The organism is Bacillus thuringiensis, assembly GCF_001595725.1.
Taxonomy (GTDB): domain Bacteria; phylum Bacillota; class Bacilli; order Bacillales; family Bacillaceae_G; genus Bacillus_A; species Bacillus_A thuringiensis_K.
The window spans coordinates 4450284-4465527 of the sequence record NZ_CP014282.1; the positions used below are offsets into that span (position 1 = coordinate 4450284).

A 15244-nucleotide genomic window follows, 5' to 3' on the forward strand; every position below is an offset into this window, starting at 1 on the left:
GTCGAACTTCTTTCTGTTTTTATGTACAATATAAGCAGGAAAACGGGGGTGAACTTATGGAAAAGTATTTCTTTTACGATGAACATCTCGGCATTGAAATTCCGCATTTACAAGAAGATTGGGAAGATATCCCCGAAAAAATGCAACACGCTATTTTATTAAAATGGGAACAAGTTCGCGGGAAAATTCCTGATCGTATAAAAGAACTTGAGCACTATATTAATACAAAACAACATTATTTAAATAACGAAGAAGACTTCGAAGTTTCTTGTAAACTAAATTCAGAAATTGCCGATCTTGCTTCCATCATTAATGACCTTTGGCTTTGGTATCGACTCACTCAAAATGTATCTGAGGGGAAAGCACACCAATGAAAAAAGTATGCCCCTCAATTACTTTGGGTCATGCTTTTTTTGTCGTAACATGATTTACAATATATTTCTTGTGCTGTTTTCGCCAAACATACATCGAATGGACCAACTAATATACTTCTTTCTTTCGGCAACTTTACAAAAGCGACGAGTTCTTCTTCATATTGAATTTTTTTCTGACATGAAATACATATTAATTCTTTTCTTTTGAACATTTCTTTTAGCATACCTTCACTCCCCCATCATCTATCTATATTAATATACTCTCATAACAGTTAAGACTTGTAAAAAAATGACACATTCCGAATCGAATGATTCATATACTATGTACAAAAGGAGGTCTAAAGCTTATGCGTGCTTTCGTTATTATCGCTTTAACTTTTTTAGGTGTGATTAGTTGGGATGCGTTTTTTAAAGATAAAAGTGATGAAAAAAATACAACGGAATAAAACCCTTTTTTTCTTACTTATTGGACAAACCGTTACAAACTGTCCAATAAGTAAGAAATAACTTAGGCTTTTCTACAAAAATATTTAAACATAACATTTTTTGTAGATTCCCTCCGTTTATTGTCGGTTTCCATCCGCATACATTTTTTAAAAGTATGATATAATAGTATAAATCTTGAAGGAAGGGATTTTGATATCATGATCGCTCGAAGGAGCATGTGGCATCGTATTGACGAATCATACACGTAGCGTATTTTTCAGCTCAGATACTTTAGTCTAGCGAAAAAAATACGAGAGTGGGGAAATTATGATTGCCCGAAGGATAATTTGGCAAAAAAAAGACTCTTCTTACACATAGCGTTTTGTTTAGGACTTAATTGTTACTAGCTAAACAAAACAAAGAAGAGCAGGATTGCTAAATGACGAATCCTACTCCACGTTTTGTTTAGTCGTTTTAAGACTTAAACTAAAACGAAGGTAGGGAGAATTGATGGACGAGAGGATTATTCGTTATTTCTTCAGCGACATATAGCGTAGTTAGTTTTTTTCGTAAACTAACTGAAAGCTACATGTGAGCTCGTAGTTAGTTTACAACACAAAAAGGACTACTAACTACGGAAAGAAGGAATAACGATGAGGAACATCCAAAGTCGACAAATTATTAAAGAAGTTTTTATGGTTTTAATCGGTTCATTTATTTTAGCAGCAGCGCTATATCACATTCACTTCCAAAACCACTTAACAGAAGGTGGCTTTGTAGGTATCGCACTATTCATCCAAAATTTTTATGATATTTCACCATCTATTTCAACTGTAATAATGGATATCCCAATTATTCTACTATGTGCTTCATTGTTAGGTAGAAAAATGGTTGGCTATTCATTCTTAGGTTCAATTTCATTCGGAGTATTTTATTCTCTTATGGAAAATTATTCTCCATTTACGGTCGATTTATCAAACAATTTATTTATAGCTGCAGTAGTTGGCGGTGCGTTAGCTGGTATTGGACTCGGTTTTATATTGCGATTTGGCGGTGCAACCGGTGGAGACGATATTTTAACAATTGTATTAAGTAAAAAAACACGTTTTACAATTGGGCAAATTTTCTTCGTCTTTGACGCGATTGTTCTTGCGCTTTCATTATATTATTTAAATTGGACAGAAATTGCTTTTACTATTCTTTCAATTGCCGTACAGGCAAAAACATTGGATTTAATTTATTATCCAAAAGCAGAAGAAAAGCAACCAGTATCTATTCCAATGTCCAAAAAGCATGCAACAAATTAAAAAAGCGAAAGGCTTCGGCCTCTCGCTTTTTTTATGCTCTTTTTTCTTTCTCGACTATGTGACGCACTTGATAAAATCTATTTGCAAATTCAGTAACGTTTCTTGTTAAACGATAATTCACTGTAGATCCAATTGCCATTCCAATTACCGGTATACCTTGGAATAATTTACGACGAAGAGCATAAATCGAAAATGTCTTCAAAATTTGTTTTAACACAACCTCAGTAGAAGCTGTTTGTAGCACTGCTTCGTCTCCTTCGTAGAAGAACGAATCTTCTTGTTCCAGCTCTTGCAATAAATTGTACCATGCGTATTGCTGAAGTCTTCCTGGTAGTAATGATGCATGAAACACCTTTAACGCAAGCATCATTTCATACGGCTTGTTCACATCATGTCCAAATGATGTGGCAATAAGTTGGACTGCCTTCACATTTAACGCGATCATAACCGGAAAATCCGCCGTTAATAATAATAAACCTCCAGCACCTGTTGCCCCGCCTTGTACAAATGAATATAGACGATGACGTGCTGTTTGCTGCTCTGCTATGTATGTTAATTGATCAATAGATAATGCTTTCAAATCTTCAAGCTGTTCAATCGATTCATCAAATAATCTTGATGTTCCTAAAATCCGATTACGTGCATCTAACTGTGCTTGTGAACTTTGAATAAATGCATGCAAATGAAAGAGCCATCCATCTGCTTTCGTGAAGAATTCTTTTCGCTTTTTCTCAGGTAATTTCGCAACTGCAGTATGTAACCATTTATCAAACACTTTTTGAAAATCGGTCGCTTCTTGCTCAACTAATTGCGCTTCCCATTCTTTTATATTGTCTAAAATGGCTTGTTCTCGCTTCGATCGCATCGTAACAACCACCTCGTTCGATTTTTTTCTATTGTAACATATTTCTGCTTATTCTTTACAAATATGCTTGTATATCTCTTTTCACATACCCTTTATAAGCGACATAAAATAATAGCAAAAAGGATGAGTTGCATCACATGAATCTATCCAATCTAAAACAAAATTATAACGCAGTATTCAGCTTAGGACAAAACTGCTGGCCTGCTTGGGCATTATATCAATTCGAATTATCACCTTTTTTTGGCGTTATTGATTTTATGCTAAGCCCCTCATTAGAAAAAGTGAATGTATTATTACAAAATCGATTTGACCGCTTTTTAAATTTCGAAAATTTATCCTTCATCTCATTTTGGGATGATGGTGCAAAATTAAGACTCCGTGATAATCTATATGAAATCGACTCTTGCCACGACTTTAAAACAGATGTAAACACACCAGCTTCTTGGCCTTCTTATACAGAAATTAAGTTAAACTATGAACATCGTATTAATCGTTTTCTAGCTACAATTGAAACAGCAGCATCCATATTATTTATTCGAACTGGAGGAACATATGAAGAAGCATGTTCCCTAGAACAAATTTTATCTCAAATCGTTACACATACATTCTCTGTCCTATTACTCATTCCTGAAGATGTACCAACCATCACCCAAGAAGATTGGGGATTACAAAATATTTGCGTTATAAAATGCCCTATTATGGATGTATACCAATACAATGAAGCATTTTGGAAAAACTTATTTGATGGAATTACAGTTAGACCGCACACTTAAATACACGATACTTTTATCACACCATACATTATAATCGTCCTTATACAAAACAAATAAGGAGTGATTGTATATGTATCCACGTGCAAAAGCTTTCGGTCTTGCTGTACATCAAGATCGCCTTCTCGTACAAGAATATTATACAGAAGGCGAAATATATTATCGTCCTCTTGGCGGTTCAATTGAACTTGGTGAAAAATCAGCACATACTGTTATTCGGGAGTTTAAAGAAGAGCTTCATACGGAGATAGAAATCACCAATTATTTAGGTTGTTTAGAAAATGTCTTTCATCTAGATCGAGAAATTGCTCATGAAATCATTCAACTATATTCTTTACGTTTATTAGACACGTCACTATATGAAATGGAAAAAGTGAATATACAAGATGAGCAAACAATATCGTATGCGAAATGGATTCCTATTACGGCATTCATTCAGAAAGAAAAAACATTATATCCGGATGGAGTTTTAAAATACATCCAAAAGAAAAAAGACGAAATCCTATAGGATCTCGTCTTTCTTTTCATATATTAACCAATATCTCCAAGACGTAGTACGTCACGAGCGATCATAACTTCTTCGTCAGTTGGAATTACGATAATTTTTACTGGAGAGTGTGGGAAGCTGATGAATGCTTCTTCACCGAATACGTTATTACGTTTTGCATCGAAGTATACGCCCATGTACTCAAGGCCTTCTAATACGCGCTCACGAATAATCGCACTGTTTTCACCTACACCAGCTGTGAAGATGATTGCGTCTACACCTTTCATACGAGCAGTGTAAGAACCGATGTATTTGTGGATACGGCTTACGAATACATCAAGTGCTACTTTCGCACGGTGGTCGCCTTCTTCTTCTTTCGCAATGATGTCACGTAGGTCACTAGAGTATCCAGTAAGACCTAACATACCACTTTTCTTGTTTAATACGTTAACTACTTCTTCTACTGTTTGGCCTGTTTTTTCCATGATGTATGGAATTAACGCAGGGTCAAGGTTACCAGAACGTGTACCCATTGTTACACCAGCAAGTGGAGTGAAGCCCATAGAAGTATCGATAGATTTACCGCCTTCTACTGCTGCGATACTTGCACCGTTACCTAAGTGACAAGAAAGTAAGCTTAAGCTTTCAATTGGACGACCTAATAATTCAGCCGCACGCTCAGTTACATATTTATGAGAAGTTCCGTGGAAACCGTATTTACGGATGCCGAATTTTTCATAGTACTCATATGGTAAGCTGTATAGGAATGCAGATTCCGGCATTGTTTGGTGGAATGCTGTATCGAATACTGCTACTGCTGGTACGTTTGGTAATACTTCTTGGAATGCTTTAATACCAACAACGTTTGCTGGGTTATGAAGTGGTGCTAAATCGCTTAATTCTTCGATATCAGCTAATACTTCATCAGTAATTAAAACAGAGTCAGCAAATTTTTCGCCGCCGTGAACAACACGGTGACCGATACCGCCAATCTCATCTAGAGATTTAACGATTCCGTTTTCAGTTAATTTTTTAAGAAGCATATTAACTGCTACTGCGTGATCTGGAATGTTTGTAATTTCTTTTTGTTTTTCGCCATCTACAGTAATAGTGAAGATACTATCTTCTAAACCGATACGTTCTACTAAACCTTTTGTTAATACTGTTTCACTTGGCATTTCAAATAATTGGAATTTTAAGGAAGAGCTTCCTGCGTTAATCGCGATGATTTTTGACATCTAGTCTTTCGCCCCTTTTTCTCTTGGTAGTTGTGTGGATGTTTCCACAAACCGCTCGATTTTATCTGATCAAATTCACCAAATATGAAAACGTTTCATCATTAGCAAATTTTATACTCACGATTTTAATTTAAACATCGTCCGACATATATTTCAAGTGAAAAAATTGTAACACCAAGAAAAAATATATATTACAGATTTCAAAAAAATTCAGTTAAATCTTGTATATATTTAAAAATATGACATATTATATAAAACTGTACTACATAAATCACTAATACTGTTACATATACCTAGCTTTATTTATGTGTTGCAAACCAAGTATTTAATTGATCCATAATGTCTTCCATTGCCTTCATGTTAGAGAATTTAGGCAATTCCACTAATAACGCCTGTTTTGGCATTGTTACATTAGCGCCTTTCTTTTGGAGAACAAATATACTTTTTGCATTTTTCTCGTTTTTAAACATGGAAACAGGAAGCTGTAATAACCCTTGAATAAAGCATGTTTCTTTAATAAATGCATGTAATTTTGGTGCCTGGTCACTTTCAAAAATGAAGTTTGGTACTAAGAAGAATAAGTACCCGCCCTCTTTCGTATGTTTCACACTTTGTTCAATAAATAAGTGATGGGCATACGACATTCCTTCATCTGCTTTTAATTTATATTCACTTGCACCGATTTCGTTTGGATAATAACCAACCGGTAAGTCTGAAACGACTGCATCAACTGGATCGATATAAAGTGGTGCTAGTCCATCTTGATGGAAGAATTCGATTGCATGCTTTTGTAAATTTGCATTTACTAAAGCAAGTTTAATTAGCACTTCATCCACTTCTACACCAAATCCACTCATTGTTAGTCCTTCTTTGGCGCTATTAAACACTGTAGTCATTAAATTTCCTGTTCCAATTGCAGGATCTAAAACTGTGATCTCGTTTTGACCTTGCATAAATTTATGGAATAAGTAACTCATGAACATACCAACTGCATCAGGTGTCATTTCGTGATTCGCTTGTACGCCTTCTTTCATTCCTTTTAAGATGGCTAACTGAAATGCTTTACGAATTTCTTCACCTTTATATGTTTCTTCATTAAACGTACTATATTCACGATTCAGCCTTTCAATTGCTGATTCGGATAATTCCTCTTGTAAAATCGCTCCCTCAAACAAGTTATCACCTGTTTCTACAAGCGCCTCTAAATATGTTACATCTAATTCTTTACGTAAAACTACCGCAGAAGAATCAAAAATAGAAAATAATGTTTCTACTGTCTGACTCACGTACATTCCTCCTTCTCTCTTTTACACATAACTTATATCATACCACAAAGTGATTTTTTCCAAAAAGAAAAAGCGACCTCCTGTAAAGAGCTCCCCTTTAGTTATATGTGATATAACGTTTTTTCTCATATATCGATGCCGTTACAGAGCAATATATGAGAAAAAACGACCTCTTTATAAGAGGTCATTTTCTTCACATTACTTCGCAGATTTAGCTGCTTCTAATGCTGCTTCATAGTTTGGATGGCTTGTACCTTCGCTTACGTACTCTACGTAAACTACTTTGTCATTGCTATCTACTACGAATACTGCACGAGCAAGTAAACGAAGTTCTTTCATTACTAAGCCGTAAGCTTCACCGAATGAAAGGTCACGGTGGTCAGAAAGTGTTACAACATTTTCTAAACCGTTTGCTGCACACCAGCGTTTTTGAGCGAATGGTAAATCAGCGCTAATTGTTAATACTTTTGCGTTTTCAATACCTGCTGCATCTTGGTTAAAACGACGTGTTTGTGCATCACACACACCTGTGTCGATTGAAGGTACAACACTAATTAATTTCACTTCGCCTTTGTATGTTTCTAAACTTACTGGAGATAAGTCGTTTGCTAATACTTGGAAGTTTGGCGCTTGATCGCCAACTTTAACTTCTGTTCCAACTAAAGTCATTGGATTACCTTTAAAAGTTACGTTTGCCACTTGAAAATCCTCCCTTATTTAAACAAAATATGTACAATGTAAATGATAGTTTGTCCCTATCGATAATGCAAATAAAATCGCTTTATTTACAAAAAATTAAAGAAGCTAACCTATTGATTAGCTTCTTTATTCTTTAAATTTGAAATTCTGGATCATCTTCTTTTCGTTTATCCATCATTTCTTTCACTTTATCAACAGCTTGTGGCGCTAATTCAATTATTTTATCGATGACGTGTGTTTGTTTATCTAAATGCAATACTTTCACACCATCTCCATTTATAACAAGAAAGGCAACAGGATTAATAGAAACTCCTCCACCACTTCCCCCGCCAAATGGATGACGGCCTGAATGTTCTACTTTACCAAATTCACTTCCACCAGCAGCAAATCCGAAACTTACTTTCGAAACTGTAAGAATTACGCTTCCATCTGCCGCTTTAATTGGGTCACCAACAATTGTATTTACATCAGTCATTTGTTTTAAATGCTGCATTGCTGTTGTCATTAAACCTTGAATTGGATGGTCCATTCTATATCCCCCCTATGCTTGAACAGATTTTTCTGCCATACCAGATCTTTGTCTTCTCATAAAGACGAGTAATTTGACGCCAGTTTTTATAGCGCGGAATATACGAAAAGATGCTGTTAACTCGCATCTTGATGCAAATCCTTTCCCTTGAAAAACTGGGGTAATTTCAAATTCTGGTACGTCGACAATATGCATATATTGTCCGACAACTCCAGCAACCATACCTTTTGTCCCCCATGCATATCCAGTGACAATTCCAGTACTAGCTGCATCGCCTGCTCCAATTTGTGTATGCCATTTCCAACCATTGATTTTCACTCGTTTGAGAAAATCTTTAACAATAGTATGAACTTCTTGAAGCTTTTTTATCAGTTCACCAATGCTGTCAAGTTGCGCCATAATTTTATTATCGAGTCCGCCGTCTTCTTCAGCTTTTTCGATTTTCTGTCCTGTCTTTTTCTGCTGTTTTTCAATTCTTTCCAACACATCAAATGTATATCGAATCATCCATATTTTCACTTGAAGCAAACATTGCTTTTCCATTTCTGAATATAAAAATGTCACCTTAAGCTTTATTTTCGACAATAGTATAAACAAAATAAAAAGAAGAAGAATTATTATTCCAATTACGAGCCACTTCATACGTATCATCCTTTCACTCCGTACCCATTATCGACAACTTTATGCATCATTAAACAGAGTTCTATAAGATTGAATATAAAAATTTTTCTAAAAATAAAAAGGTGTTTTGACAATTTATATCGAAATATATTATTTGAACATATCATCAAGGAACAGACTCTAATGATATGTAGCACGAAAAACAGAAAATTTAACTGCAGTGGAGGGATACATAATGGCAGATCGTCGCAATTTATTTTTCTTTTATGGTGATGACAAAGCAACGCTCGTTGAAAAAATGAAACCAATCTATCGTATTTTAGAAGAGAATGGATTTACCATATTAGATCATCCAAAAAATGCAAACGCTATCGTCAGTGTTGGAGATGATGCAACTTTCTTACAAGCCGTTCGTAAAACTGGTTTTAGAGAAGATTGTTTATACGCAGGGATTTCTACGAAAGATGAAACTTCGTTCTACTGCGATTTCCATATTGATCACGTTGATACAGCCCTTCAAGAAATTACAAAAAATGAAATTGAAGTGCGAAAATATCCAACAATTCAGGTAGATGTAGATCATAGTACATCTTTCCATTGTTTAAATGAGTTCTCATTACGTTCTAGTATTATTAAAACATTCGTTGTAGATGTTCACGTTGATGATTTATACTTCGAAACATTTAGAGGGGACGGTTTAGTAGTTTCTACCCCAACAGGAAGTACTGCTTACAATAAATCATTGCATGGTGCAGTTGTTGACCCGCTTATCCCATGTTTCCAAGTAAGCGAACTAGCATCATTAAATAACAACACATATCGTACGCTCGGTTCACCGTTCATTTTAAATCACGAACGTACATTAACTTTAAAACTAAAACCAGACGGTAACGATTATCCTGTTATCGGCATGGATAACGAAGCGCTTAGCATTAAACAAGTAGAAAAAGCTGTTGTACGCTTAAGCGATAAACAAATTAAAACAGTTAAATTAAAAAACAATTCTTTCTGGGAAAAAGTACAAAGAACGTTTTTATAGAATTAAAATAACCGCAGAATTATGTAATTCCATAATTCTGCGGTTATTTATTTACCCCAATTGACGCGGACAATAATCTCTTACTATCCGGCCGTTATTCTTGTCAGTTTTTGTCGGTAAGTCGATATATTTTAATAATCGCTCATATATTTTTACTCATCTTTTCTATAGACAACTTGGCCATCTATTACGGTCATTTCTGCTTGCACTTCTTTTATTTCTTCTGCCTCAATTTCAAAAATATTGCGGTCTAATATTGTAAAATCTGCTTCATATCCTTTTGTAATTTGCCCTTGCTTCGCTTCTTTTCCGATTGCATAGGAACTTCCTGTTGTAAATAAAGAAACAGCCTCATAAATCGTTAATCTCTCCTCAGGCATATAGCATACACCGTCAATAAAACTTCTACGTGTAACAGCGCTATATATGCCTAAAAATGGATTCACTTGTTCAATGGGAGCATCTGAGCCACCGTTGCAGTGTAATCCTGCTTCCAATAACGTCTTCCAAGCGTACGCATAACGAAGACGACGCTCGCCTAGTTTTTCAATGACTGACGGAAAATCTGATGAAAGAAAGACTGGCTGTATATCGATAATGGCTTGCAAGTTTTTCATTCTTTCTATCAACTCTTCACGAGCAAGCTGACAATGAATAATACGGTCACGTAACCCTTTTGCTGGTGGATATAATTCGAGTGCATCAATGACATATTCAAGCGATAAATCACCGATAGTATGAATCGCAACTGGCATATGTAATTCTCGTGCTTTCTTCACTAATTCCGCAAGTTCTTCACGTGAGAAAATCGCAACCCCATTCGTTTCCTTCGCATCTTCATACGGTTCACTTAATAATGCTGTTCTTCCGCCAAAAGAACCGTCAGAGAAAATTTTCATTGCCCCAAATTCAATATAGTGTTCATTTTCATATTCTTTTCGTTCATGTGCTACTTCATGATGAACGAGCAAATGGGCTTTAAATGGCATTTCTTTTATAACGTGAGAAAACGCATTATATGTTTTTCTAAAACCACCATAATAATTTAAATCTTCCGTATGCCCGCCAACAAGTCCGTATTTCCAGCAATCTTTAATCGCTGTTTGCAGAGCTCTTTGCAAATAAGCTTCATCAATTTCTGGCTGAACGTGTTTAATTAATTCTTGCCCTTGTTCATATAAAAGCCCTGTTAACTTATTTGATGAATCCCTGCCAATTTTTCCGCCTTTTGGATCTTGCGTCGCTTCTGTTATGTTCGCTTCTTGCAGTATGTATGAATTAACCCATGTAACGTGACGACAAACTCTCTTTAATAAAATGGGATGGTCTTTCGAAATTTCATCTAAATCATGCGCGTGAACATCTTTCGTATCTGTAAAGTTATTTTCATTCCATCCTTCTCCAATAATCCAAGCGCCCTTTGGAGCTTCTTCCGCTTGCTTCTGAACGAGAGTAAGCACTTCACCATAAGATGTGCAATTTGATAAATCTAGACGAAGTAATCTCTCCCCATGTCCAATAAGGTGCATGTGGCTATCAACGAGACCTGGAATCATCGTTTTGCCTTTTAAATCGTGCAATGTAACCGCGGCATATTGGTTTTCTAACTCTTCTTTACTTCCAACATCAACGATCGTACCGTTTTCAACGTAAACTGCGTCCACTTTTTCATTTTCTTCTCTCATTGTGTAAATGGTGCCGCCATACCAAATTTCTCCCATATATCCCATCTCCTTTATTTTTTATTGTATAAAAAAAAGCACCATTTCAAAATATGGTGCTTTTCTTAAAATTACTTTTGTTCAGTAGTAGACGTTGTAACTTGCCATTCAATATTAAATTTATCTTTTACTTGTCCGTATGCTGGGCTCCAGAATGTTTCTTGAAGTGGCATGATAACTTCTCCACCTTCTTGTAACTTATCGAATACTTCTTTTGCTTTTTCTGCATTACTAATTTGAATTGCGATTGTTACTTGAGATCCGATTGCATGCTCTTGACCCGGGAATGTATCAGAAATCATAAGATCCGTATTACCAACTTTTAAAGTAGCGTGTAAAACGCGCTCTTTCGCTTCAGCTGGAACCGGGTATTCTGGATTTTCAGGCATATCACCAAAAGTTTGCATGACTTCTACTTTTGCATCTAAAGCCTCTTTATAAAACTGTACAGCTTCTTGCCCACTGCCATCTAAAACTAAGTACGGATTAATACCTAAAATCATACGGACACCTCTTTTTTTAGTTTATAAAATCGAACTTGTGTTCGTTTTTATTTTATCATTGTTTTGCATTTCATTCAACTATTTACTTCACTGTTTTCAAAATTATTTTGACGGAATCTCCATCTCTTGTTTTCTAAGTTCAATACGGCGAATTTTTCCAGAAATCGTTTTTGGTAGTTCATCTACAAATTCAATTTTGCGAGGGTATTTATATGGTGCAGTGAGTTCTTTGACGTGTTGTTGGAGTGTTGGAATTAATGTTTCTTCGTTCTTTTCTATATTCTCTCTTAATACGATAAATGCCTTCACGACACTTCCACGAATTTCATCAGGACTTGCGACAACTGCACATTCTCTTACGTACGGATGTTTTACAAGAGCATCCTCTACTTCAAATGGCCCGATTGTATAACCAGAACTAATAATGATATCATCACCGCGCCCTTCAAACCAGAAGTAGCCGTCTTCATCTTTCTTCGCTTTATCACCTGTAATATAATAATCACCGCGAAATTGCATCGCTGTACGTTCATTGTCTTTGTAATATTGTTTAAAGAGGGCCGGCGTTTCAATGTGAACTGCAATATCACCAACTTCGCCTACTTTAACTGGAGTACCTTCCTCATTTACGATATCGACGTGGTTACCTGGCGTTGGTTTCCCCATTGATCCTGGTCTAATATCCATCCCTTTCATTACACCAACAAGTAATGTATTTTCCGTTTGCCCATAGCCGTCTCTTACTGTAATATGAAAGTGCTTTTGGAACGTTTCAATGACTTCTCTATTTAACGGCTCTCCTGCGGATACAGCGCTATGTAATGCCTCTAAATTGTACTGGCTTAAATCTTCTACCTTTGCCATTAATCTATACTCAGTCGGTGTACAACAAAGCACATTCACCTTATTATCGTCTAATAAATTCAGGTACGTTTTCGGTTCAAACTTACCGTGATATACAAATCCTGTTGCCCCTGATCCTAGCGTTGCTAAAAACGGGCTCCAAATCCACTTTTGCCAGCCTGGACTAGCTGTTGCCCATACAATATCATTCTCTTCAATTCCGAGCCAATTTGGAGCGCTCGTACGTAAATGAGCGTATGCCCACGCATGTGTATGAACGACACCTTTTGGATTTCCTGTCGTTCCTGACGTGTAAGATAAAAAGACCATATCTTCTTTATCTGTCTTCGCCATTTCTAACATGTCACTCTCTGTTTCTAACGCTGTTTTCAAATTAACCCATCCATCTACTGATTGCTCGCTCAGGACAAATTTTCGAAGAGATTCCATCGCTTTTATATCATCAAATTGCCTAATATACGGCTCATAACTTACTATCGCTTTTACTTCTCCATGTCCAATTCGATATTCTATATCTTTTTTACGTAACATTTCCGAGCTTGGAATTACGACAAATCCTGCTTTAATAGCAGCAATATACGTCATGTACGCTTCAATTAAACGCGGCATCATAATGAGAAGCTTGTCCCCTTTTTGCAAACCACTTTTTATAAAAGCGTTTCCAATTTTATTCGCACCTTGCATTAATTCAGCGTATGTAACTTCCCTTCGATTCCCTTTATCATCTTGCCAAATTAAAGCTAACTTCCCTTTATCACCCGTATATTTCTCTATTTCAGAAACTAAATTATAAGACGGTGGCGCCAACAATTCTTCTCGCTTCATAAAATATCCTCCCTTTTCTTTATGCCTCCTTTATATAATAAAGAATTTTCTGTTAATTTTGAACCCTCTTCTTTTGACAAATTTTTCAGTTCTGTCGAATTAGCAAACGAAATTACATCGACTTACCGACAAATAGCGACACAACACAAAAAAGAAAGAGCGGGAGAACCCGCTCTTTCTAAGCCATCATATGGGATTATTTTTGGTAACCGCCTAATTGTTGCTCAGCTAGTGAAACTAGACGTTTAGTGATTTCACCACCAACAGAACCGTTAGCGCGAGCTGTTGCATCAGCTCCAAGTTGAACACCAAACTCTTGAGCGATTTCGTATTTCATTTGGTCTAATGCTGATTCAGCACCAGGAACCGCTAATTTATTTGTGCTACGTGACATGTTATATCACCTCCTTGTGAGTATAGAGTGTGATAAATAACATGACTTCATACACGTTTTAGATATGGTAATTTATGGTTTTAGAAAAGTTCTTCAAATTTTTCTTCTTCCGCCACTACTTCTACCGTTTGTAATACCATTGTTTCTTTGTTCGCTACAGCTTCATCGATTAATGGCGTGAAATCGTATTTCGCTTCAAAACGATTTGCTTTTTCACGTTTCGGCTTTGTCGCTGGGCTTGCTGGTGTGAATACAGTACAGCAATCTTCATATGGACGAATTGAAATATCATATGTGCCGATTTCTTCAGCGATTTTAATAATCTCTAATTTATCCATCGTAATAAGCGGACGAATAACTGGGTAGTTTGTTACTTCGTTAATCGTATGCATACTATCTAACGTTTGGCTTGCTACTTGTCCAAGACTTTCACCAGTCGTAATTGCAAGTGCGTTACGCTCCTCAGCAATACGTTCTGTAATACGCATCATCATACGGCGCATAACCGTCATTGAATAGCTAGATGGGATTTCTTTATTAATCGTTTTTTGCACTTCTGTAAACGGAACAAGGTGAAGCGTTACTCGTTTACAATACTTCGTTAACTCTTGCGCTAAATCGATTACTTTTTGTTTTGCACGCTCACTTGTGAAAGGTGGACTATGGAAGTGAACTGCTTCCACAGATACGCCGCGTTTCATCGTTAAGTACGCTGCTACTGGGCTATCAATACCACCAGAAAGAAGTACCATTACTTTTCCGCCAACGCCAACTGGTAAACCGCCAGCCCCCATACGCTCATCGCACATGATATAGCTATAGCCACTGCGGATCTCTACGCGTACATTTACATCTGGATTATGAACATCTACTGTAATATCTTCTGTGTTTTCTAGAATATGTCCGCCAATCTCAGGTAATAATTCCATCGTTCTCATTGGGAAATGCTTATAAGAACGGTGTACAGTAATTTTAAATGTTTTCACATCACCTTTTACTTGTAAGAAAGCTGCTAATGCACCTTCTTTAATGTCTTCTAATTCTGATGGTACTTTCATCGCTAAGTTAAATTTATGAATACCGAATACATCCTTCAATCTTTCAGAGACTGCTTCATGATCTTCACCATTTAACTGGATGTACATACGATCATGTGTTGCATCGATTTTAATATTTGGGAATTTTTTCAGTTTGAACTTCACGTTATCTTTTAATGTGCTTACAAACTTAGAACGGTTCTTACCTTTTGTCGTCATTTCTCCATAACGCACTAAAATATATTCATATTTCAACATA

Annotated in this window: 17 protein-coding genes; 5 read left to right on the forward strand and 12 right to left on the reverse strand. The window is 36.2% G+C overall.

Annotated features, from left to right (window positions below):
• Positions 1-56: 56 nt before the first annotated feature.
• The gene (locus AXW78_RS22300; RefSeq protein ID WP_000417120.1) at positions 57-374 is read left to right on the forward strand and encodes a hypothetical protein; all 318 of its coding nucleotides are present in this window, start codon (positions 57-59) and stop codon (positions 372-374) included.
• 14 nt (positions 375-388) lie between these two features.
• Here AXW78_RS22300 and AXW78_RS22305 read toward each other — a convergent pair whose 3' ends face one another.
• Positions 389-598, reverse strand: a complete 210-nt coding sequence (locus AXW78_RS22305; protein ID WP_000910674.1) for a hypothetical protein — start codon at positions 596-598, stop codon at positions 389-391.
• A gap of 855 nt (positions 599-1453) precedes the next feature.
• Here AXW78_RS22305 and AXW78_RS22310 point away from each other — a divergent pair.
• Complete coding sequence (locus tag AXW78_RS22310; RefSeq protein WP_001244525.1) at positions 1454-2107, forward strand: YitT family protein; 654 nt, start codon at positions 1454-1456, stop codon at positions 2105-2107.
• A 31-nt stretch (positions 2108-2138) separates the two neighbouring features.
• Here AXW78_RS22310 and AXW78_RS22315 read toward each other — a convergent pair whose 3' ends face one another.
• Entirely contained in the window at positions 2139-2972 is an 834-nt protein-coding gene (locus AXW78_RS22315; RefSeq protein ID WP_001256852.1) for an EcsC family protein, read from the reverse strand.
• Between the two features lie 137 nt (positions 2973-3109).
• Between AXW78_RS22315 and AXW78_RS22320 the strand changes: the two genes are divergently transcribed.
• Both AXW78_RS22320 and AXW78_RS22325 read left to right on the forward strand, forming a co-directional pair.
• A complete protein-coding gene (locus AXW78_RS22320) occupies positions 3110-3745 on the forward strand; it encodes a DUF1796 family putative cysteine peptidase (protein ID WP_046945884.1) in 636 nt (211 codons plus the stop codon).
• A 70-nt stretch (positions 3746-3815) separates the two neighbouring features.
• Positions 3816-4250 carry an NUDIX hydrolase gene (locus tag AXW78_RS22325; protein ID WP_000283502.1) on the forward strand — a complete coding sequence of 145 codons (435 nt, stop codon included), beginning with the start codon at positions 3816-3818 and terminating at the stop codon, positions 4248-4250.
• A gap of 23 nt (positions 4251-4273) precedes the next feature.
• On the opposite strand, the gene ackA is transcribed toward AXW78_RS22325, so the two are convergent.
• The 5 genes from ackA to AXW78_RS22350 form a co-directional block, all read right to left on the reverse strand.
• Complete coding sequence (gene ackA, locus AXW78_RS22330; protein ID WP_000034575.1) at positions 4274-5467, reverse strand: acetate kinase; 1194 nt, start codon at positions 5465-5467, stop codon at positions 4274-4276.
• A 299-nt stretch (positions 5468-5766) separates the two neighbouring features.
• The gene (locus tag AXW78_RS22335; RefSeq protein WP_000084367.1) at positions 5767-6753 is read right to left on the reverse strand and encodes a class I SAM-dependent methyltransferase; all 987 of its coding nucleotides are present in this window, start codon (positions 6751-6753) and stop codon (positions 5767-5769) included.
• A gap of 198 nt (positions 6754-6951) precedes the next feature.
• Positions 6952-7452, reverse strand: coding sequence for a thiol peroxidase (gene tpx, locus AXW78_RS22340; protein WP_000024529.1), 501 nt, complete (start codon positions 7450-7452; stop codon positions 6952-6954).
• A 133-nt stretch (positions 7453-7585) separates the two neighbouring features.
• The gene (gene ytfJ / locus AXW78_RS22345) at positions 7586-7981 is read right to left on the reverse strand and encodes a GerW family sporulation protein (RefSeq protein WP_000350003.1); all 396 of its coding nucleotides are present in this window, start codon (positions 7979-7981) and stop codon (positions 7586-7588) included.
• A 12-nt stretch (positions 7982-7993) separates the two neighbouring features.
• Complete coding sequence (locus tag AXW78_RS22350; RefSeq protein WP_002164202.1) at positions 7994-8632, reverse strand: DUF2953 domain-containing protein; 639 nt, start codon at positions 8630-8632, stop codon at positions 7994-7996.
• Positions 8633-8837: 205 nt separating this feature from the next.
• Between AXW78_RS22350 and AXW78_RS22355 the strand changes: the two genes are divergently transcribed.
• Positions 8838-9641 (forward strand): NAD kinase, encoded by an 804-nt coding sequence (locus tag AXW78_RS22355; RefSeq protein WP_000785185.1) that lies wholly within the window; start codon positions 8838-8840, stop codon positions 9639-9641.
• Between the two features lie 152 nt (positions 9642-9793).
• Here AXW78_RS22355 and AXW78_RS22360 read toward each other — a convergent pair whose 3' ends face one another.
• The 5 genes from AXW78_RS22360 to thiI all read right to left on the reverse strand — a co-directional run bounded on the left by AXW78_RS22360 (position 9794) and on the right by thiI (position 15243).
• Positions 9794-11362 carry an amidohydrolase gene (locus tag AXW78_RS22360; RefSeq protein WP_000504000.1) on the reverse strand — a complete coding sequence of 523 codons (1569 nt, stop codon included), beginning with the start codon at positions 11360-11362 and terminating at the stop codon, positions 9794-9796.
• Positions 11363-11433: 71 nt separating this feature from the next.
• Positions 11434-11865 carry a VOC family protein gene (locus AXW78_RS22365; RefSeq protein WP_000600361.1) on the reverse strand — a complete coding sequence of 144 codons (432 nt, stop codon included), beginning with the start codon at positions 11863-11865 and terminating at the stop codon, positions 11434-11436.
• A gap of 102 nt (positions 11866-11967) precedes the next feature.
• Complete coding sequence (mbcS, locus tag AXW78_RS22370) at positions 11968-13554, reverse strand: acyl-CoA synthetase MbcS (RefSeq protein ID WP_000817776.1); 1587 nt, start codon at positions 13552-13554, stop codon at positions 11968-11970.
• A 196-nt stretch (positions 13555-13750) separates the two neighbouring features.
• The gene (locus tag AXW78_RS22375) at positions 13751-13948 is read right to left on the reverse strand and encodes an alpha/beta-type small acid-soluble spore protein (protein ID WP_000091640.1); all 198 of its coding nucleotides are present in this window, start codon (positions 13946-13948) and stop codon (positions 13751-13753) included.
• Between the two features lie 80 nt (positions 13949-14028).
• On the reverse strand, positions 14029-15243 hold the full coding sequence (gene thiI, locus AXW78_RS22380; RefSeq protein ID WP_000922337.1) for a tRNA uracil 4-sulfurtransferase ThiI: 1215 nt from the start codon (positions 15241-15243) through the stop codon (positions 14029-14031).
• Position 15244: the final 1 nt, after the last annotated feature.